This window comes from Streptomyces sp. NPDC057424, assembly GCF_042803315.1.
Classification (GTDB): Bacteria; Actinomycetota; Actinomycetes; order Streptomycetales; family Streptomycetaceae; genus Streptomyces.
In genome coordinates, this window is record NZ_JBHVCP010000018.1 from 76,843 (window position 1) to 96,909 (window position 20,067).

At 72.7% G+C, this 20,067-nt stretch carries 16 protein-coding genes and 2 pseudogenes; 10 read left to right on the forward strand and 8 right to left on the reverse strand.

The window, feature by feature from the left end; genetic code table 11:
* The first annotated feature begins 159 nt into the window (after positions 1 to 159).
* Together ACFU3E_RS17310 and ACFU3E_RS17315 are read left to right on the forward strand one after the other, a co-directional pair.
* A complete protein-coding gene (locus ACFU3E_RS17310) occupies positions 160 to 1,503 on the forward strand; it encodes an FAD-dependent oxidoreductase (protein ID WP_384158152.1) in 1,344 nt (447 codons plus the stop codon).
* A 134-nt stretch (positions 1,504 to 1,637) separates the two neighbouring features.
* A pseudogene (locus ACFU3E_RS17315) lies at positions 1,638 to 1,913 on the forward strand (transposase); the annotation flags it as partial.
* Positions 1,914 to 1,968: 55 nt separating this feature from the next.
* Here ACFU3E_RS17315 and ACFU3E_RS17320 read toward each other — a convergent pair.
* The 4 genes and pseudogenes from ACFU3E_RS17320 to ACFU3E_RS17335 all read right to left on the reverse strand — a co-directional run bounded on the left by ACFU3E_RS17320 (position 1,969) and on the right by ACFU3E_RS17335 (position 5,008).
* On the reverse strand, positions 1,969 to 2,286 hold the full coding sequence (locus ACFU3E_RS17320) for a hypothetical protein (protein WP_384158155.1): 318 nt from the start codon (positions 2,284 to 2,286) through the stop codon (positions 1,969 to 1,971).
* A 71-nt stretch (positions 2,287 to 2,357) separates the two neighbouring features.
* Positions 2,358 to 3,052, reverse strand: a pseudogene (locus ACFU3E_RS17325) (helix-turn-helix domain-containing protein); the annotation flags it as partial.
* Entirely contained in the window at positions 3,049 to 4,227 is a 1,179-nt protein-coding gene (locus tag ACFU3E_RS17330; protein WP_384158158.1) for a Cmx/CmrA family chloramphenicol efflux MFS transporter, read from the reverse strand. The gene ACFU3E_RS17330 and the pseudogene ACFU3E_RS17325, both read right to left, overlap by 4 nt.
* Positions 4,228 to 4,657: 430 nt before the next feature.
* Entirely contained in the window at positions 4,658 to 5,008 is a 351-nt protein-coding gene (locus ACFU3E_RS17335) for an ArsR/SmtB family transcription factor (RefSeq protein ID WP_384158161.1), read from the reverse strand.
* A 117-nt stretch (positions 5,009 to 5,125) separates the two neighbouring features.
* Between ACFU3E_RS17335 and ACFU3E_RS17340 the strand changes: the two genes are divergently transcribed.
* On the forward strand, positions 5,126 to 6,205 hold the full coding sequence (locus ACFU3E_RS17340) for an NADH:flavin oxidoreductase/NADH oxidase (protein ID WP_384158164.1): 1,080 nt from the start codon (positions 5,126 to 5,128) through the stop codon (positions 6,203 to 6,205).
* 33 nt (positions 6,206 to 6,238) lie between these two features.
* Here the strand turns inward: ACFU3E_RS17340 and ACFU3E_RS17345 are convergent, their stop codons facing one another.
* Positions 6,239 to 7,570, reverse strand: a complete 1,332-nt coding sequence (locus tag ACFU3E_RS17345; protein ID WP_384158167.1) for a PHB depolymerase family esterase — start codon at positions 7,568 to 7,570, stop codon at positions 6,239 to 6,241.
* A gap of 406 nt (positions 7,571 to 7,976) precedes the next feature.
* On the opposite strand from ACFU3E_RS17345, the gene ACFU3E_RS17350 reads away from it, so the two are divergent.
* A complete protein-coding gene (locus ACFU3E_RS17350; protein ID WP_384158170.1) occupies positions 7,977 to 8,765 on the forward strand; it encodes a pectate lyase in 789 nt (262 codons plus the stop codon).
* A 76-nt stretch (positions 8,766 to 8,841) separates the two neighbouring features.
* Here ACFU3E_RS17350 and ACFU3E_RS17355 read toward each other — a convergent pair whose 3' ends face one another.
* Positions 8,842 to 9,600 carry a PaaX family transcriptional regulator C-terminal domain-containing protein gene (locus tag ACFU3E_RS17355; RefSeq protein ID WP_384158173.1) on the reverse strand — a complete coding sequence of 253 codons (759 nt, stop codon included), beginning with the start codon at positions 9,598 to 9,600 and terminating at the stop codon, positions 8,842 to 8,844.
* Positions 9,601 to 9,675: 75 nt separating this feature from the next.
* Between ACFU3E_RS17355 and ACFU3E_RS17360 the strand changes: the two genes are divergently transcribed.
* On the forward strand, positions 9,676 to 11,370 hold the full coding sequence (locus ACFU3E_RS17360) for an acyl-CoA dehydrogenase family protein (RefSeq protein ID WP_384158176.1): 1,695 nt from the start codon (positions 9,676 to 9,678) through the stop codon (positions 11,368 to 11,370).
* A 190-nt stretch (positions 11,371 to 11,560) separates the two neighbouring features.
* Positions 11,561 to 13,573, forward strand: a complete 2,013-nt coding sequence (locus tag ACFU3E_RS17365; protein ID WP_384158179.1) for a HEAT repeat domain-containing protein — start codon at positions 11,561 to 11,563, stop codon at positions 13,571 to 13,573.
* 4 nt (positions 13,574 to 13,577) lie between these two features.
* On the opposite strand, the gene ACFU3E_RS17370 is transcribed toward ACFU3E_RS17365, so the two are convergent.
* A complete protein-coding gene (locus ACFU3E_RS17370) occupies positions 13,578 to 14,162 on the reverse strand; it encodes a hypothetical protein (protein WP_384158181.1) in 585 nt (194 codons plus the stop codon).
* Between the two features lie 214 nt (positions 14,163 to 14,376).
* Between ACFU3E_RS17370 and ACFU3E_RS17375 the strand changes: the two genes are divergently transcribed.
* The 4 genes from ACFU3E_RS17375 to ACFU3E_RS17390 all read left to right on the forward strand — a co-directional run bounded on the left by ACFU3E_RS17375 (position 14,377) and on the right by ACFU3E_RS17390 (position 18,314).
* Positions 14,377 to 15,534 carry a WD40/YVTN/BNR-like repeat-containing protein gene (locus ACFU3E_RS17375; protein WP_384158184.1) on the forward strand — a complete coding sequence of 386 codons (1,158 nt, stop codon included), beginning with the start codon at positions 14,377 to 14,379 and terminating at the stop codon, positions 15,532 to 15,534.
* A gap of 85 nt (positions 15,535 to 15,619) precedes the next feature.
* Positions 15,620 to 16,297 (forward strand): uracil-DNA glycosylase, encoded by a 678-nt coding sequence (locus tag ACFU3E_RS17380; RefSeq protein ID WP_384158187.1) that lies wholly within the window; start codon positions 15,620 to 15,622, stop codon positions 16,295 to 16,297.
* A complete protein-coding gene (locus tag ACFU3E_RS17385; protein ID WP_384158190.1) occupies positions 16,294 to 17,280 on the forward strand; it encodes an N-acetylglucosamine kinase in 987 nt (328 codons plus the stop codon). The genes ACFU3E_RS17380 and ACFU3E_RS17385 overlap by 4 nt, the downstream gene beginning before the upstream one ends.
* A 110-nt stretch (positions 17,281 to 17,390) precedes the next feature.
* Positions 17,391 to 18,314: a sirohydrochlorin chelatase gene (locus ACFU3E_RS17390; RefSeq protein WP_384158193.1), complete on the forward strand. Its 924-nt coding sequence runs from the start codon at positions 17,391 to 17,393 to the stop codon at positions 18,312 to 18,314.
* A gap of 112 nt (positions 18,315 to 18,426) precedes the next feature.
* Here the strand turns inward: ACFU3E_RS17390 and ACFU3E_RS17395 are convergent, their stop codons facing one another.
* Complete coding sequence (locus ACFU3E_RS17395; protein ID WP_384158196.1) at positions 18,427 to 19,452, reverse strand: lactonase family protein; 1,026 nt, start codon at positions 19,450 to 19,452, stop codon at positions 18,427 to 18,429.
* Between the last annotated feature and the right edge of the window lie 615 nt (positions 19,453 to 20,067).

Consider the following 20,067-nt stretch of genomic DNA (forward strand, 5'->3'; position numbering starts at 1 on the left):
CACACACCGAACGTAACTGCATGATCACATTCCCTACAGATCGGACACGCGCCGCGGGTGGAGCACAGCACCCTGTCAGCGGAGCCCGGCGGGTGCGATGCTGGAGGCGTCAGCGTTCTCCTGGGATCCGTCCGATCCCCCCGGGTGAGGAGTTCCGCCGTGCTGCGAGTCGCCGTCGTAGGCTCCGGGCCGAGCGGGTGCTACACCGCCCAGAGCCTCGTCCAGCTGGACTCCGAGGTGCACGTGGACGTCCTGGACCGGCTGCCGTGCCCGTACGGCCTGGTCCGCTACGGCGTGGCACCCGACCACGAGAAGATCAAGTCGCTGCAGAACAACCTGCGCGCGGTCCTGGAGCACGACCGGGTCCGGTTCCTCGGCGGCGTGCAGGTCGGCCCCGGGGGCGTGCCCGTCGCGCGGCTGCGGGAGCTCTACCACGCGGTGGTGTACTGCGTGGGCGCCGCCACCGACCGCCACCTGGGCATCCCCGGGGAGGACCTGCCGGGGAGCTGGTCGGCGACGCAGTTCGTGTCCTGGTACAGCGCCCACCCGGACGCCGTGGACGCCGGCTTCCTGCGGGACGCCCGGTCGGCCGTGGTCATCGGCGTGGGGAACGTCGCCGTGGACGTGACGCGGATGCTGGCCCGTGGCCTGGCGGAGCTCACCCCGACCGACATGCCGCAGGCCGCCCTGACCACTCTGGCGGACAGCGGGGTGACCGAGATCCACATGGTGGGCCGGCGCGGCCCGTCCCAGGCCCGGTTCACCACCAAGGAGCTGCGCGAACTGGGCACCCTGCCGGGGACCGACGTCGTCGTGGACCCGGCGGAGCTGGCCCTGGACCCGGGGTACACGGACCCGTCCGCACTGCCCGCCCCACAGCGCCGCAACGTGGAGGTGCTGCGCGGCTGGGCGGAGACACCCCCGAAGGGCGCCCCGCGCCGCATCCACCTCCGGTTCTTCCTCCGCCCGGCCGCCCTGCTCGCCGAGCAGGGCCACGTGGGCGCGGCGCGGTTCGAGCGGACGGCCCCGGACGGCCACGGCGGCGTGACGGGCACGGGCCGCCACGAGGTCATCGAGGGACAGCTGGTCCTGCGCTCGGTGGGATACCGCGGAGTCCCCCTGGAGGGCCTTCCGTTCGACCCGGCCACCAGCACGGTCCCGAACCTGTCCGGCCGCGTACTGCGCGAGGGCGTCGTCACCCCGGGCGAGTACGTGGCGGGCTGGATCAAGCGCGGCCCCACGGGCGTCATCGGCACGAACCGCCCCTGCGCGAAGGAGACGGCGACATCGCTCCTCGAGGACGCGCCGGCACTCATCCTGCGGCCCGCGCCCGACGATCCCCTCCCGGCTCTGCGCGCGGAGGGAGCCGACCCCATCGCATGGCCGGGCTGGCAGTCGATCGAGCGGGCGGAGGCGGAACTGGGAGCCTCCCTGGGCCGCGGAGTGGTCAAACTCCCGGACTGGCAGTCCCTTCTGAAGGCCGCAGCAGGCAAGGCGCCTTAGGGGTTCTCTCACCATGAGCGTCCGATCAGGCCGCGTGGTCTGGTGCCGTGCATCGCAAGGTGCCGGAGAGACCGGCGGCGGTGTGAGGCCGGTGGTAGTTGTAGTGGACGTTCCAGAAGGGCATACCGTCGATCCGCTCCCGCCGTGGGCCCCGGCGGCGCAAGCCGAGCAAGCTCCACGCCGACAAAGGCTACGACTACTCCCACCTGCGGCGATGGCTACGCCAGCGCGGCATCACCCAGCGCATCGCCCGTAAAGGTGTCGAGTCCTCGCAACGGCTGGGCCGCCACCGCTGGACCATCGAACGCACCATGGCCTGGCTTGCCGGCTGCCGACGCCTTCACCGCCGCTACGAACGCAAAGCCGACCACTTCCTCGCCTTCACCAGCATCGCCTGCACCCTCATCTGCTACCGCAGACTCATTTCCCGATCCGTCGGCGGGCTATCCGACGAACAGATCCGCGTTACGCACCCTCGACAGGCAGTCCCGCAATGAATTCTGAAAGAGCGGACGCTTGTGGCGGCATCTGCCCTTGCAGGAATGGCTGGTAGTGCTCGGCGACGAGACGACGCAGGTCGGCCTCGGCCGGTTCATCACCACTGAGCTCAAGGGTGACCTGATGCGGCTCACCCGTCATGCGCAACGGTCTGGCGAGGGCGTCGAACCCACAGGCGTACTCGTCGGGCATCTCCCACCATGCCTCGGCGGACGCTCGGTCCTGGAGGACGTACATGGAGTGGTCGTCATCGAAGAGGACCACGGGACCGATCGGTGTAGTCACTCGTGGAGTATGGCGCAACCCGCAGGTCAGACGTGCACCACAGCAAGCTCGAGCACTACGTTTACGCGCCGAATGAGATGACGTCTCGTGCCGTGGGCGGCGAAGAACGCGCGGGCGCGGCCGAGGAACGCCACGGTGGTGGCCTTCTCATCGGGAAGGGGCTCGGTGTAGGACAATCGGGAGAATCCGTCGACGGCAGAGTGCAGGTAGACGTACCCGGCCTTGGCGCCACCGGTCTTCGCGCGCTGTGCGGCCCTGGCCTGCTTGGAGCCGCGTCCGTGGGCCCGCCACCCGCCGCCGTCGGGGATCCGTCCGACCTTCTTGACGTCCAGGTGGACCATGTGGCCCGGGTAGTGGGCCACGATCCGTTTCGACGGGCGCCTGTTGGCCGAGCCGTCGGGGTCGAGGAACCGGCGGTGGTTGATGCCCAGGCGCGCCAGCCACCGGCCTACTGTGCGCTCGATGATCTGCACTCCCCCGCCTGCGGGTTCGAGGGTGATCCGGCGGGCGGACCACTTGTTGTCCCGGCGCAGATGCTCGATCCGTTCGACGACATCGGGTGGGGTCTGGGTCGGTGAGGATCGCGGGACGCTTGGGCGGTCCTGCAGTCCGAGTTCGCCGTGCGTGTCGTACCGGTTCTTCCACTTGGACAGGCAGGCGCGGGAGACACCGGCCTCGGCGGCGACGTGCGCGATCGGACGGGTGCCGCGGCGCTCCACGAGCCTTCGGCGTCCTTCGACGGTCAAGGGGCGTTCGCGTGTGTCACCGGAGCACCTCGGTGCTCCGGCCGGCCGTGATGGCGGTCAGGAGGGGGAACGCGATGAGCAGCGCGACCGCGACGAGGAGTCCGCTTGCCCAGAGCGGCCCGAGGTCCCCGGCTTCGGTGCTGAGGGTGGCCGCAGCGATGACGGGGCCGACGGCGGCGCCCACGTTGAGCGCCGCGGTCGCATACGAGCCGGCCATGATGGGGGCTCCCGCGGCCTCGTAGAGGACCCGCGTAATCAGCGTGCTGCCCAGCGCGAACGACAGTGCGCCCTGCACGAACACGAGGATGAACAGGGCGACCGGCTCGTTGGCCAGCATCGCCAGGGCCGGCCAGCCGATGAGCAGCAGCGGGCCGCCGACTGCGATGACCGGACCGGGACGCCGGTCGGACAGCCGGCCGGCGACAGTGACGCCCACGAAGGAACCGGCGCCGAAGAGCGCCAGAGCGACAGAGATCCACAACTCGCCCAGCCCGGCGCTGTCGGTCACCACGGGGGCGAGAAAGGTGAGGCTTCCGAAGGTTGCCGCGTTCACCAGCGCGCCGAGCAGCATCACCAGAATCAACCGCGGCCGTGTGAGCTGGGCGAGCTCCGCTCGCAACGCCGGCCTGCCAGTCGCCTCATCCTCATCACGTCCTGCTGGGATTCCCTTCAGAATGCCGAGAGCTGCAGGCAGGCAGAGAGCGCCGACAACCCAGAACGTGGCCCGCCAGCCGAGCAACGCGCCGAGCACCGACCCACCAGGGACACCGGCGATCGTGGCCACCGTCGTGCCCGACAGCAGCACGGCCAGCGCACGTCCCTTCCTGTCAGGTGGAACCAGCGTGGCCGCAGCCGTCAGAGCGACGGCAAGGAACCCTGCATTCGCGAGAGCGGCGACGACCCGGGTGGCGAACAGGACCGGGAAGCTCGTGGTCATGGCGCCCACGGCATGAGCTGCCGCGAAAACGAGGACGAACCCGAGAAGGCTGGTGCGCCTGGGCCAGTTGCGGGCAAGCGCGGCCACACATGGGGCACCGACGATCATGCCGACCGCGAAGGCCGAGGTAAGCGTTCCGGCTGTCCCGACTGTGACATCGAGATCTGAGGCGATGTCCGGCAAGAGGCCGGCGAGCATGAACTCCGAGGTGCCCATGGCGAAAACCGCCATGGCAAGCAGATACAGCGGGAGAGGCATCGAGTGGCTCCGAGGTGAGGAGAAGCACGAGAAGGTCATCTCGTCACCACGGCCAGCCCCAAGGGCACACTCGCCCGGCCGCAGAATGCGGCGCGACGACAGGGCTACGAGCTCAGTGGTTCAGGGGGGCTGACGGCGTGACGGAAAGCCCCCGCCTTGTCTGACTCAGGACTCGACATGGCCCGCACGCTACCCGACCGATGCCCGTCGAAGCATCTTGGTTTCACTGACATCGGCCTGTGGCACCCACGTCATGTCCCGCAACGACCAGGGCTCTTCGGCAACGCGGCGAGGCGCGGTGCCAGGCCGCGCGACCCGGGCGGGCACAGTGAGGACCCCTTAGCGGCGCGACAGGCGACGACCTTGGTCACCGGCGGCGCGGGCACCCTCGGCACCCACGTGGTCCCGCCCACCCGCAGCGTCAGTCGGTTCAGCCACCGAGACGGACGGCCTGCCGAACAGCGGCGTCGAGAAGGGCATCCAGCAACCCCGGGAACAACTCCCCCAGGTCGTCCCGCCGCAGCGCGTTCATCTTGGCCGTCCCCCGGTACACCTGCCGGATCACGCCGCTCTCCCGCAGCACCCGGAAATGGTGCGTGGTCGTCGACTTGGTGACGGGCAGCTCGAAGTGCGAGCAGGACAGCTCGCCACTCGCACCGGCGAGCTCCCGCACGATCCGCAACCGCATCGGGTCCGAGAGCGCGTGCAGCACCCCTTCCAGCCGGATCTCGTCACGCGCGGGATGCGGCAGGTCACGACTGCTGACGGCGGGGGGCGTCACGGCGGCTCCACTCTCTCGGGGACTCCATGGTACGAGAACCCTCGTAGTTTGACATCCGCCGTACTACGATGCCTATCGTATGAGTCGACATCGACCCCGTGACGAATGGAGTCCGCCGTGACCGCGCTCTTCGAGCCCTGCACCCTGCGCGATGTGACCATCCCGAACCGCGTGTGGATGCCTCCGATGTGCCAGTACTCGGCGGCGCCGGAGGGACCGGAGACCGGGGTCCCCGACGACTGGCACTTCGCGCACTACGCCGCTCGCGCCACCGGCGGCACAGGCCTGATCATCGTCGAGGCCACCGCGGTGTCCCCGCAGGGCCGCATCTCCCCCTACGACCTCGGCATCTGGAACGACACGCAGGTCGAGGCGTTCCGCCGCATCACCCGCTTCCTCGCCGCCCACGGCACGGTGCCGGCGATCCAGCTGGCCCACGCCGGCCGCAAGGCGTCGACGGACCGGCCCTGGAGGGGCGGCACCCCGGTCGGACCGGACGCCCACGGCTGGGACCCGGTCGCCCCGAGCCCGCTCGCCTTCGACGACAAGCACCCGGCCCCGGCCGAGCTGACCGCCGACCAGATCAAGGACGTCGTCGGGCAGTTCGCGGCCGCGGCCCGCCGCGCGCTCGCCGCCGGCTTCGAGGTCGCCGAGATCCACGGCGCCCACGGCTACCTGATCAACGAGTTCCTCTCCCCGCACTCCAACCACCGCACCGACGCCTACGGCGGCTCGTACGAGAACCGCACCCGCTTCGCCCTCGAAGTCGTCGACGCCGTACGGGAGGTCTGGCCGGACGACAAGCCACTGTTCTTCCGCGTCTCGGCGACCGAATGGCTCGAGGACGGCGGCTGGACCGCGGACGACACGGTCCGCTTCGCCGCCGACCTGCGGGCCCACGGCATCGACCTGCTGGACGTCTCCACCGGCGGCAACGTCTCCGGCGTCCGCATCCCCACCGGGCCCGGCTACCAGGTGCCCTTCGCCGCCCGGGTGAAGAACGAGACCGCCCTGCCGGTCGCCGCGGTCGGGCTCATCACCGACGTCGAACAGGCCGAGAAGATCCTGGCCAACGGCGAGGCGGACGCGGTCCTGCTGGGCCGTGAACTGCTGCGCAACCCCTCGTGGGCGCGGCACGCGGCGCGGGAACTCGGCGGCGAGGTGCGGGTGCCGGACCAGTACCACCGGTCGGTCTGATCCGGCACCCGCTCCAGCACGCGGGGAGGTGCGTCAACCGGTCGCACACGCCGTTCCGTTGAGCGTGAACGCGGCCGGAGCGGCGCTGTTGCCGCCGTGACCGGCCTGGTAGCCGATGCTCACGCTCGCCCCCGGAGCGATGGTGCCGTTGTACGAGACGTTGGTGGCGGTGACCGAACCGGACGACGGCGTGTAGGTGGCACCCCAGCCGCCCGTGACCGCCTGCCCCGCGGGCAGTGTGAAGCCGAGCGTCCAGCCGTTGACGGTCGTGGTGCCGGTGTTGGTGAGGGTCACGGAGGCGGTCAGGCCCGTGTTCCAGGCGTTCACCGAGGCGGTCACCTTGCAGGCGCCGGGCTGGGGCTGGGGGGCCGGGCCTGAGTCGTCCAGGCCGAAGAAGGCGAGCACGTGGGGCGCCATGCCCTGGGCGTACAGGTTGTGGCCGACGCCCTGGAGGCTGACGGCCTCCACGGGGGCCCGGTCACCCGTGCCGCCGTAGCGGGTGCGGATCCAGCCGGACTGGGGCGTGTCGGTCGTGGTGGGCGTCTGACCGACGCCCTGCACGTTCGTCCACTGCTTGATCTGCTCCCCGAAGTTGGGGTAACGCAGGACGTCGTCCTGGGTGCCGTGCCAGATCTGCATCCGGGGGCGGGGGCCGCTGTAGCCGGGGTACGCGCCCCGGGCCAGGTCGCCCCACTCCTTCGCGGTGCGGGTGATCGTGCCGCCCGAGCAGGCGCTGTTCCACTCGGAGCCGTCGGTGGTGGCGAAGCAGCCGAACGGGACGCCCGAGAAGGCCGCACCCGCCGCGAACACGTCCGGGTAGTCCCCGAGCAGGACGTTCGTCATCATCGCGCCGGAGGAGATGCCGGTGGCGAACACCCGCCGGGTGTCGGCGTCGTAGGTGCGGGTGACCCAGTCGATCATCGACTTGATGCCCACGGGATCGCTGCCGCCGCCGCGGCGCAGGGCCTGGGGCGAGGAGACGTCGAAGCACTTGCTGCTGCGGGTGACGGACGGGTAGAGCACGATGAACCCGTACCGGTCGGCGAGCGTGTCGTACTCGGTGCCGTTGTACATGTCCGGGCCCGAGCCGGTGCACCAGTGCACGGCCACCACGACGGCCGGCTTCGGAGTGACGCTCTCCGGTACGTACAGGTACATCCGCAGGTTGCTCGGGTTCGTACCGAAGTTCGTGACCTCGGTGAGGGCCGCCGCGGATACGGCCCTCGCGCGGGCGGGCTCGCCTGCGGCTGCCGCGGGTGTGGTGAGCACGGTGGCCGCGAGTAACGGCAGCAGCGCGGCGACGAGCGCGAGGAGGAGCGACCTCAGGGGTCGTCTCCTCGTCGTGGGGTGGGGGGTGGCAGACACGTCCGGTTCCTTCCGTTGAATGCGGTTTCGAGGACGTCGTTCGGGCGGTTCGGCCATGCGTCGGCCCGCATCGACGCCACCTCTCGTGAAGGGAAGCGTCCGTGCGGCATGGTGGCATGGGCATGGCTCTCATGGAAGCGCTCCCACACAGCGTCGCCGTGACCAGGACCGGCCGAATACGTTCTGCGCGAGGCGTTGACTAGAAAGCGCTTGCCCCCTACGTTCCGTTCAGCAGCGTGACCCGTTGGCGCGAACGGGCCGCGTTCAGTGCGCAGGATGAGCAACATGACGAACGTCATTCACGTAAGTGATTGCCGCCAGCCCCACCCCTTAGAGGCCCCCACGGGACGGACGACCACCGGAAGGCCCTGACCCCCTCCACCCCCACGACAGAAGGAATCGGGACATGACTTCTGCGACACGACCGCGCGCCCGCAGGCGCACGCTGACCGGCACACTGGCCACACTGGGCCTCACGGTTGGCATGGTCATGACCACCAACGCGCCCACGGCGAGCGCCGCGACCTGGCCGACCCCCAACGGAAGCCAGGGGACCTCCTCCACCATCTCGGTGTCCGGCACCAAGGACTACGGGATGAAGCGGTACTACGGCACCGGGGGCCTGGCCGGTGACGGCCAGGAGGAGGGCCAGGACCCGATCTTCAAGCTCGCGAACGGCGCGGTGCTGAAGAACGTCATCCTCGGCGCCCCCGCGGCCGACGGCATCCACTGCGAGGGCAGCTGCACGCTGCAGAACGTCTGGTGGGAGGACGTGGGCGAGGACGCCGCCACCTTCCGCGGCGGCAACGGCGCCACCTACAAGGTGATCGGCGGCGGCGCGAAGAAGGCGGCCGACAAGGTCTTCCAGCACAACGGCGGCGGCACGCTGACCATCTCCAACTTCGCGGTGCAGGAGTTCAAGACGCTCTACCGCTCCTGCGGTGACTGCTCCACGCAGTACACGCGCAAGGTCAACCTCAACACCGTCGAGGTGACCGGCACCGGCTCCACCGCGCGGCTCGTCGGCATCAACGTCAACCGCAACGACGTGGCGACCCTGCGGAACATCACGATCCGCAACGACTCCGGCCGCAAGGTCGTCCCCTGCCAGAAGTACAACAACAACACCGCCGTCGGCTCGGGACCCGACAGCAAGAACTGCCTCTACTCCACCTCGGACATCTCCTACAGGTAGGTCCCACGCAGTCTCCCCCCACGGTGAAGGCGGCCGTGCGGAGCGTCCCGGCGGGCGCTGCGCACGGCCGTCCGCGTCAGGTGCCGCGCACGCGCGCGCGCACCTCTCCGATCAGCTCCCGCCGGTAGCCGGTGTAGGCGGCGCGCAGTTCGGTGCCGGGCCAGTCGGCGGGCAGGAGTCCGGGCGGCAGGACGGGGTCGGCGAGCAGGTGCCGTACGACGGCGGCGAAGGCGGTCAGGCGGTCGGCCGGGCGGGGCGCGCCGGCGATGTGGGCGAGCAGGGCCCGGGCCGTGGCGGACCAGGCGTCCAGCGGCCACAGGGTTTCGGCCAGCTCGCCCGGGGCCCCGCCGGGGCGGGCCGTGTAGCGCTGGACCACCTGGTCCAGGTCACCGGGGAGCGTGCGGGTCAGGTTGGCGGGCCGGAGCCAGACGCCCTCGCGGAGTTCGGCGAGCCGCAGGGCGGCCAGCCGGGTGCGCAGGTCGGCCCGTTCGGCGGGGCCGCGTCCCGTCGCGGTGACCACGGCCATCTCCCAGTCGCCCTCCCACGCGCGCGTGTGCGGGTGCACGGCGTCCTCCTGGCGGCGCTGGCGTTCCAGCAGCCGGTCGCTGAGGCGGTAGCCGCCGTCCGTGCGCCGCAGGTCTCCGGCGGCCACCATCCGGCTGAGCGCCGCCCGCAGGGTGGAGCCGCCGACGTCGAAGCCCTCCACGAGCCGCACCAGTTCGCTGACCGGCAGTTCGGGGGGATGCGCCCCGAGGAGCAGGCTCAGCACGACCGACCGCGCGGACAGCGGACGCAGATCGAGCGCGCTGGACCGCGCCGGGACGTTCATGGGCATGGTCACGTACTGTACGCGGCGGATTCCGATGTTGCAGGATTGCTGCAACCGCAGACATGGTGCAACACTCGCGGCATGGTCTCCACACTGGACGAACAGCATGCGTACGGCGGACCCGCCACGCACGACGTCACCAACCAGGCCCCGCCCCTCACCCCGTACGACGCCTCCGACGACACGGCCCTGCTGGAAGGGCTGCGGCGGGAGGGCGCCGGGTGGGCCGAGGAGGACCTGCGGCGGCTCGGCCGGCTGGCGGGAAGCGCCCAGGCGCAGGAGTGGGCCGACCTGGCCAACCGGCACGAGCCGGAACTGCGCACCCACGACCGGTACGGCAACCGCGTCGACGAGGTCGAGTTCCACCCCAGCTGGCACCATCTGATGCGCACGGCGATCGGGGAGGGACTGGCCGCTGCGCCCTGGGCGGACGACCGGCCCGGCGCCCATGTCGTCCGGAGCGCGGGCGGACTGGTGTGGGGGCACACCGAGGCGGGGCACGGCTGCCCCACGTCGATGACCTACGCGGCCGTCCCGGCGCTGCGCAGGCAGCCGGAGCTGGCGAAGCTCTACGAGCCGCTGCTGACGAGCCGCGAGTACGACCCCGCCCTCCGGGAGCCCACGGAGAAGCGCGGCCTGCTGGCGGGCATGGGGATGACCGAGAAACAGGGCGGCTCCGACGTCCGGACGAACACCACGACGGCCACGCCCACGGCGGAGCCCGGGGTGTACGCGCTGCGCGGGCACAAGTGGTTCACCTCGGCGCCGATGTGCGACCTGTTCCTGGTGCTGGCACAGGCCCCGGCCGGGTTGTCGTGCTTCCTTGTGCCGCGGGTGCTGCCCGACGGGACCCGCAACACGTTCCGCATCCAGCGGCTGAAGGACAAGCTGGGCAACCGGTCCAACGCCTCCTCCGAGCCCGAGTTCGACGGCACCGTGGCCTGGCTGGTCGGCCCGGAGGGGCAGGGCGTGAAGACCATCATCGAGATGGTCAACTGCACGCGGCTGGACTGCGTGACGATGTCGGCGGCGCTGATGCGCAGGTCCCTCGTGGAGGCCGGGCACCACGCGCGCCACCGCAGCGCGTTCGGCGCACGGCTCGTGGACCAGCCGCTGATGCGCAATGTTCTCGCCGACCTGGCGCTGGAGTCGGAGGCCGCCACGACGCTCACCCTTCGGCTGGCCGGGGCGGCCGACCGGGCGATCCGCGGAGACGATGCGGGCGGGGCCGAGACGGCGTTCCGCCGGATCGCCACCGCCGTCGGCAAGTACTGGGTGACCAAACGGGGCCCGGCCTTCACCGCGGAGGCCCTGGAATGCCTCGGCGGCAACGGATACGTCGAGGACTCGGGCATGCCCCGCCACTACCGCGAGGCTCCCCTGCTGTCGATCTGGGAGGGCTCCGGCAACGTCAACGCCCTCGACGTGTTGCGGGCGCTGAGCCGCGAACCGGGCACCGCCGAGGCCCTGTTCGGCGAGCTCGCCCTCGCCCGGGGGGCGGACGCCCGGCTGGACGCGGCCGTGACACGGCTCAAGACGGGGCTGTCCGAGGCATCCCGGACGACGGCTCGCCGTCTCGTGGAGCAGATGGCGCTGACACTCCAGGCCTCCCTCCTCGTCCGGCACGCCCCACCGGCGGTCGCCGACGCGTTCTGCGCGACGCGGCTCGGGGGTGACTGGGGGCACGCCTTCGGGACGCTGCCGGAGGCGGCGGGCCTGGACGCGATCGTGGAGCGGGCACTGCCCGGAGGGGGCCGCGACGCCGGGGCGGGCTGACGGGGCGGACCGGGCCGCCGGGCTCCGCCCGGGCGACATGGGCGGGGTCGGGCCGGCTCTCCTGGTGGACCGTCTCTACTCAAGCCATCGTGCGCACAGTTCGCGCACTGTCACCTCCCGATTCCGCTTCGCTGTCAGTGCCGTGGTGCAGACTCCCCGTCAGTTGGCACTTCGGCTGGGGGAGGACGACGTGTTCAGGGGGATCGACGAGGTCGACTGGGCCTCGCTGCGCCATGCCAACGGCAGCGCGGAGGACGTGCCCGGATTACTGCGGGGACTGGCCTCCGCCGACCCGTCCGAGCGGCAGACCGCGCTCGACGGGATGTACGGCGCCGTGCACCACCAGGGCGATGTGTACGACTCGACGCTCGCCTGTGTTCCGTTTCTCCTCGCGCTCGCCGCCCGCGAGGAGGTGCGGGACCGGGCGGAGGTGCTGGAGCTCCTCGTCAGCATCGGCGACATCGGTGATGCCCGCGATGATCTCGCGGCGAGCGTCCGTGCCGCGCTGCGCGCGCACTCCGACGTCTTCGTCCGGCTCGCCGGAGACGCCGACGCCGGAGTGCGCCGGATGGTTCCCGGGGCGCTGGTGCGGTTCCTCGACCGGCCGGCGCGGGTGCTCGCCCTGGTGCGGGAGCGGATCACCGTGGAGCGGGACGACCGTGTCCTGCTGGCCCTGGCCGAGAGCCTCGGCCTGTTCGCGCGGCGGCACCGGCTGACCGACGATGCCCACGCCGCCGAGGCGGTGCGCCTGCTGACCGAGCTGAGCGGGCCCCCGTACGGCCCCGGGCTCCGGATCGCCGCACTCGGCCAGCTCGCTGGTTGCGCCCCGGATCGGCTCCCCGCCGATCTCGTACCGGCCGTCGTCGGGCTGCTCAGGGACAGATCCGGGCAGCGGACCCGGGCGGGACACCCGTACGACGGCCCCGGTCCGGACACGCTCGCCGGCCGGCTGCTGCGGCTGCGCCCCTCGGACGAGGAGGGCTCCCGGCTGCTGCGGACCCTGCACTCCGCGCTCGGCAGCCGGGTGCCCGACCGGGTCGCCCTGCTCTGCGGGCAGTTGACCAGCCCGGACCCCCTCGACCGGTGCAACGGTGTGTGGATGACGGCCGGGCTGCTGCGCGAGTGGCGTACCGGCGGCGCCCAGCCGGTCACCCTCATCGGCAACCAACTGGGTGCGGAGGAGGGCCGGTTGCACGACGCGGCGGTCGCCGTCCTGGTGGAGCTCTTCGAACTGGCCGCGCCCGCAGCGGACCACCTCCACGCGCTGGTGACGTACCGTCCCGAGCTTCGTGTACGGCACGGGGAGCGGGGTGCGGCCCTGGGCGGTCCGCTCAGGGCACTGGCCGGGACCGGGGACACGCGGGCCGCACCGGTGCTGGCCGAAGTGCTGGCCGGCCCGGTCGTACCGGACGACCTGGGGCTGGTGATACCCCATCTGGGCCGCGCGGCCGTGCCTCTGGCCCCGGCGTTGCGGCGACGGCTCGCCCGTGTGCCGCTCGACGCGTCCGGCATCCACGAGCGAGCCGTTCCCCTGCTGTCGGCACTCGCCGCACTGGGCGACGTCGCGTCCGTACCCGCGGTCCTGCGTCTGCTGCGCGGCATGCCGGACGGGCTGCGGCGGCGCGACACCGTCACGGAAGCCGCGGTCGCGGCCCTCGGCGCGTTCGGCGACGCCGCGCGCGAGGCGGCACCGGATCTGCGCGGTCTGCTGGAGACCGACTGCGCCGTCGCGGCGGCGGACGCGCTGTGGTCGGTCACGGGCGACGCGGAGGCCGTGCTGCCCGTGCTGCTGCGGGAGCTGACGGGCAGCGGGAGCGGTCGCCGGCGCCGTGCGGCGGCCGTCCTGGGGCGGCTGGGCCCGGCGGCCCGACCGGCCCTGCCCGGACTGCGCGAGCTGGCCGGCTCCGGTGACGCGTGGGGGCGGGCCACGGCCGCCTGCGCGGTGTGGCGGACAACCGGGGAGCCGGAACGATTCCTTCCCTCCCTCCGCTCCACGTGGGCGGAGCACCCGCGCACGCGCCGAACGATCGTGGAGTGCGTCTCGGCACTGGGACCGGCGGGCGCGCCCCTGCACGACGCCCTCCGAGCGGAGCTCGCCTCCCCCCGGCGGCACCGCACCGACCCCGGCGGCTACGGCATACACGAGGACCTGGGGCTGCTGCGGGTGTGCCGGGAGGCGCTGGCCGGGCAGGGGCCCCGGTAGGGCCTCACCCCGTCGTACGCCCCCACATCGGGCCGAAGCGGGACCACTCCACGTCCCACTGGTCGATGCGGCGGCGCTCCAGACGGCTGCGGAGGGCGCGGCCGGCGACCAGGGGTACGGCCGCGGCGCCAAGGCCCGCCACACCGCCGATCAGGGAGGCCCGCACGCGGGCCTGGGCCTCGGTGACGGGCCGGGTGACCTGGCGGCCCTCGGGGTCCGTCCACACGGTGACCGGAGCCCCGGCGGCACTGCCCGCCGGGACCCGCAGCTGGCCGGAGTACTCGGAACCGTCCGCGGCGGTCCAACGCGCCGTCGCCCACACCCGCTCGGCGCGGGACACACGGGCGTCGCCGGAGGCCGTCCCGGGAGCGCGTTCGGCGAGCCGGGCCACGAGGGGGCGCCACTCGACGCGTTCCCGGGCCATCCCGTCCTCCACGGAACGGCTGACCGTCGTCCCGGCCAGCACCCCGACGCACACGGTGAGCGTCCACACGCCCAGGACGACCCAGGCCTCCACCCTGTCGGCACGGCGCTTGAGCGGATTGCGCCGCCAGCGCCACCACCACACCCCCGGGCCACGTAACGCCATCGAAGGCCTCCTCCTCACGAGCCCACGACCATCCCGCCGCTCTTCCCATACGGACGGCGGCGCCCGGATGCTCACAGCACCTACCCGACGTGACGGTCCCCACCGGCCCCCGGGCTCCCTGCGAGTGCCCTCCGGGGCCGGCCCGCGGGACTCTGCCCCGCGCCGCCGACACCCCGCTGACCTGCGCCGGAGCCCGTTCCGGAGGTGACTGTCAGTGGTCAGGTGCAGACTGGCCGGTGTTCGGGACGAAGGCGTCAAGGACGACGCCGCGGAGGTGATCGGCATGACCGAGGTACTGCTCGCCGTGGGCACGCGCAAAGGCCTGTTCATCGGGCGCCGGCGAGGTGGTGGCGTATGGGAGTTCGACGAGAGCCCCTACTTCAACGCGCAGGCCGTGTACTCGGTCGCCATCGACACACGGGCCGGAACCCCGCGGCTGCTGGCCGGTGGCGACAGCGCGCACTGGGGCCCGTCCGTGTTCCACTCCGACGATCTCGGCCGGACCTGGACCGAACCGGCCCGTCCGGCCGTCAAGTTCCCCAAGGACACCGGGGCGTCCCTGGAGCGGGTGTGGCAGCTGCACCCGGCCGCCGCCGAGCCGGACGTGGTGTACGCGGGCACCGAACCGGCCGCGCTGTACCGCTCGGAGGACCGCGGGGAGACGTTCGAGCTGGTCCGGCCACTGTGGGAGCACCCCACACGGTCGAAGTGGGTGCCGGGAGGCGGCGGTGAAGGCCTGCACACCGTGCTCACCGACGCGCGCGACCCGAAGGCGGTGACGGTCGCCGTCTCGACCGCCGGGGTCTTCCGCACCCTGGACGGCGGCGCGAGCTGGACACCTTCCAACTCGGGTGTCTCCGCGGTGTTCCTGCCCGACCCGAACCCGGAGTTCGGCCAGTGCGTGCACAAGGTCACGCGGGACGCGGCCACCCCGGACCGGCTGTATCTGCAGAACCACTGGGGGGTGTACCGCAGCGACGACGCGGGTGCGCACTGGACGGACATCGGCGAGGGCCTGCCGTCCACCTTCGGCTTCGCGGCGGCGGCGCATCCGCACCGGGGCGACACGGCATACGTGTTCCCGATCAACGCCGACGCCGACCGGGTCCCGGCCGACCACCGGTGCCGGGTCTACCGGACGGCGGACGCGGGCAAGAGCTGGGAGCCGCTCTCGGCGGGCCTGCCTCAGGAGGACCACTACGGCACGGTCCTGCGCGACGCGATGTGCACCGACGATGCCGACCCGGCGGGCGTCTACTTCGGCAACCGCAACGGCGAGGTGTTCGCCTCGGCGGACGACGGTGACAGCTGGCGGCAGCTCGCCTCCCACCTGCCGGACGTGCTGTGCGTGCGGGCCGCGCTCGTCGGCTGAGGCGCGGACGAGGCGGGGGCAGGTTGCGCACAGGCGTTGGCCACCGGTTGATCGACGCTGCCCGTACGGCAGTAGGGTGACGCCCGTGGCACCACGACCCTTGCATGAAATCGTCGAAGCGGGCTGGGCGCAGGCCCTGGAACCGGTGGCCGAACGCGTCGCCGCGATGGGGGACTTCCTCCGCGCGGAGATCGCCGCGGGACGCACCTACCTCCCGGCCGGGCCGAACGTTCTGCGGGCCTTCCAGCAGCCCTTCGACGACGTACGCGTCCTGATCGTCGGTCAGGACCCGTACCCCACTCCGGGGCACGCGGTGGGGCTGTCGTTCTCGGTCGCGCCCGAGGTGCGGCCGCTGCCCGGCAGCCTCCTCAACATCTACCGCGAGCTGAACACCGACCTGGGGCTCCCCCAGCCGTCCAACGGTGATCTCACGCCGTGGACGCAGCAGGGCGTGCTGCTGCTCAACAGGGCCCTGACCACCGCCCCGCGCAAGCCCGCCGCGCACCGGGGCAAGGGCTGGGAGGAGGTCACGGAGCAGGCCATCCGGGCGCTGGTGGGGCGCGGCAAGCCGCTGGTGTCCATCCTGTGGGGCCGTGACGCCCGCAATCTGCGTCCGCTCCTCGGCGACCTGCCCTCCGTCGAATCCGCCCACCCCTCCCCCATGTCGGCCGACCGGGGCTTCTTCGGGTCCCGCCCCTTCAGCCGGGCCAACGACCTGCTGATCCGCCAGGGCGGCCAACCGGTGGACTGGCGCCTGCCGTGACCGGGGTGCCGGAGGGCTCCGGGTTTCTCGCCGTGGACTCCGGCGGCTCCGGGCTGCGGGCCGTGGTGGGGACCTCCGAGCGCGGACCGCTGGCCCGGCGGGCGTCCGATGCCCCGGTCCGCACGGGTGACCGGGGCATCGACCCCGAGCACTTCATGGCGCAACTCGTGCCGTTGGTGCGTGCCTTGACCGCCGAGGCGGGACCGGTGCCGTTGACCACCGTCGTCGTCGGCGCAACAGGGCTGGCCTCCTTGGGTGACGGGCTGCGCGCCGAACTGCCCGGCGCCCTGGCCCGGGAGTGGGGTGTGCGCAGGGTCGCGCTGGCCGCCGATGCCGTGACCGCGTACGTGGGTGCGCTCGGGCCCCGCCCCGGTGCCGTGATCGCCGGCGGTACGGGACTGATCGCGATCGGCACCGACTTGGCGGGCTGGCGGCGTGCGGACGGCTGGGGGCATCTGCTCGGCGACTGCGGGGGCGGCGCCTGGATCGGGCGGGCCGGTCTCGAGGCCGCACTGCGCGCCCACGACGGACGAGAGGACGGCTCGACCCGGCTGCTGGCCTGTGCCGAGGAGGTGTTCGGGCCCGTCGCCGGGCTGCCCGGCTCGCTGTATCCCCGCCCCGACCGGCCGGCCGTGCTCGCCTCCTTCGCACCCCACGTGGCCGCCTGTGCGGACGGGGATCCCGTCGCCGCGGGCATCCTGCGTGCGGCCGCCCGGCACATGGCCGGCTCCGCCGCCGCCGTGTGCCCTTCCGGCGGTGAGCCGCGCGTCGCCGTCACCGGCGGCCTGTTCCATCTGGGGGACCCGCTGCTCGGGCCCCTGGAGGAAGAACTGACGCGGCGGCTCCCGCAGGCACGCCGGGTGCCGGCCGAGGGCGATCCGCTGCACGGTTCGGTGCGCATCGCGGCCGAACTGAGCACCGGTTCCCTCGCGCTGCCGGGTGACGAGACGATGCTGTACGTGACCACCCGTTCGGGTGATTGATCCGATCACGTCCCCTCCGTACGTAACTCATCAGACAAAACAGGACGGATACCGCTCACCTGCACCCTCCCCGAACAGGGGAACCCAGGAAGCCAGTAACATGCGGCGCCATGAGTTCCCCCACTGGGCCCGCGGATGGCCTGCCTGTACGAATGCCGCGCCCCCGCCAGCCCGGACGGCACCGCCGTCCCGAGCCGCTGGTTGCTCCCGAGGGCGCGCCCGCGCTCGTCCTCGCCGTGCCGGGGACGCCCAGCAGCGCCACGCGCAGCCTCGCCGAGGAGGTCGTGAGCATCGCCCGCTCCGAGCTGCCCGGCCTCGACGCCCGCATCGGCTACCTCGACGGGGACAACGCGGAGTTCCCCTCGCTGCAGGCCGTGCTCGTGCACGCCGCCGAGGAGCGCACGGCCCGTTTCGAGCAGGCCCGCGCCGCAGGTATGGACGTCAAGATGCCCGACGGCCCCGTCGCCGTCGTCGTACCGCTGCTCGCGGGCCCGGACAGCGCGCTGCTGCGCCAGGTCCGTCAGGCCCTGATGGAGAGCCGTGTCGCCGCCGAGCTGACCGACGTCCTCGGCCCGCACCCGCTGCTCGCCGAGGCGCTGCACGTGCGGCTGTCCGAGGCCGGTCTGGCTCGCGCCGACCGCGCCCGGCTGTTCACCGTGGCGACCGCCGCGGACGGCATCATCCTCGCTTCCGTGGGCGGTGACGAGGCCGTGCAGGCGGCCGGTATCACGGGCATGCTGCTCGCCGCGCGCCTCGCCGTGCCGGTGATGGCCGCGGCCCTGGACCAGGAGGGCTCCATCGCGTCCGTCGCCGAGCAGCTGCGCTCCTCGGGCTCGCAGCAGCTGGCGCTGGCGCCGTATCTGATCGGTCCGGAGATCGAGCAGGGTCTGGTCGAGGAAGCCGCGAAGGAGGCCAGCTGCTCCGCCGCCGAATCGCTCGGCCCGTACCCGGCGATCGGCAAGCTCGCCCTGGCCAAGTACACGACGGCACTGGGCATCTCGCCGCAGCAGGCGCAGAGCGCGCCGGTGCGCTGACGCGAGGTGCTGCGCGTCACGCCCCGAGGGCCCGCTCCGGTTCGGAGCGGGCCTTCTTCGTCGGGTGAGGCGCCCGGCCGGGCACGGGCGGATCGGGGCTGCTCCGCAGTCCTCAGCCGAGAGCCACGCACGAGGCTGACGTCACCCTGATCGAGCCGCCTCGTCGCGGGATGCCCGTGGCCGGGTCGACGGCGAACCATGTCACGTCGCCGGACCGCTCGTTGGCGACGTACAGGAAGCCGTCGGAGGCGGCGAGGGCGCGCGGCCAGTGACCGCCGCAGGGCACCGTGGTGACGAGCCGCAGCTCCTCGCCCCGGACGGCGAGCACGGACAGGACGTCCTCGCCGCGGGTGGCGGTCCAGACGAAGCGGCCGTCGGGAGAGGCGACGATGCCCGACGGGTAGGCGTCGCGCGCCGGTGCACCGGGCAGGACCGGGGTTTCCGACAGCGGCTTCAGCATGCCTTCCGCCGCGTCCCAGCGGCACACGGTGACGGAGGGGCTCAGTTCGTTGACGACGTACGCGTACGGGGCTGCCGGATGGAAGGCCAGGTGGCGCGGCCCCGAGCCGGGGCGCAGAGGGCTCTCCCGGTGCAGGGTGAGAGCGCCGTCCGTCAGTGTGCACACCCGCACCGAGTCCGTGCCGAGGTCCACGCTGACGGCCCAGCGGCCGCTCGGGTCGGGCTGCACCTGGTGGGCGTGCGGCCCCTGCTGGCGGGGCGTGTGCGGCCCGGCGCCGCTGTGCCGGAGCACACCGGAAGCGGACCGCGCGAGGGTGCCGTCGGGGCGGACGGGGACCGCGGTGACGCTGCCGGAGCCGTAGTTGGCGGTCAGGACGTGCCCGGCGAACACGCTGAGGTGGGTCGGCCCGCTGCCGTCGACCGGCACGGGTCGCCCGGCCGGCTCGGGCGCGTCCCCACCCACCCGGTACGCGGCCACCGCGCCCTCGGCCGTCTCACTGACCGCGTACAGGGTCTCCCCGTCGGGCGCAAGAGCCAGGTAGGAGGGGTCCGGGACGGCCTTCACGCTGCTCAGCACGGTCAGCGCGCCGCTGGCGGCGTCGACCTGCGCCGTCACGATGCCGGGGCCGCCGGCCGCGGTGAAGGACCCGATGAACGCCCGCCGCCTGCCGTCCGCCACGCTGTCCCCTCTCGCCCGCGCCGCCCGGAAGGACCGCGCAGCCGATCATGCAAGGTCTAGACCAAGCGGTCAAGGGGTGGTTCACCCGGTCGGCCCCCGGCGCCCACAGAAGTACGCGGCGGCCCGGACACCGCCGCCAGGGCCTGCCCCGCCGTCGCGGAAGCGCCCTGTCGTGCGCCGACCGGCCGGCGTCGTCCGCGGCCGGCGGGTCAGCTCGACCAGGCACCCTCCGCGTCACTTCGGAGCCCCCGGCCAGGCCCCCGACCGGCGGCAAGCCCACCCGGCGGACCAGCTCGGCCCGGACCCCTGCACGTCGCACCGAAGCCCCCGGTTGCGCCCTCAACCGGCGGCACGTCCAGCCGGCGGACCAGCTCGGCCCAGACGCTCCAAGCCGCCCTGGAGCGCCCGGCCAGGGCCAACTCAGCGGCGTCTGCCGCAGGCGGGCCACCTCGCCCCCAGACGTGCTCGCCCCAGCCCTGCTCCGCGCCGCACCCCAGCACCCCAGCACCCCAGCACCCGGTCGGTCTCCCGCCGAGCCGCGCACCCCCGCGGAGCGAACCGTACGCACCGGTCGGGCGGGCTCGGCCGTAGCCGTTCCAGGGGCGCCGGCCTCCC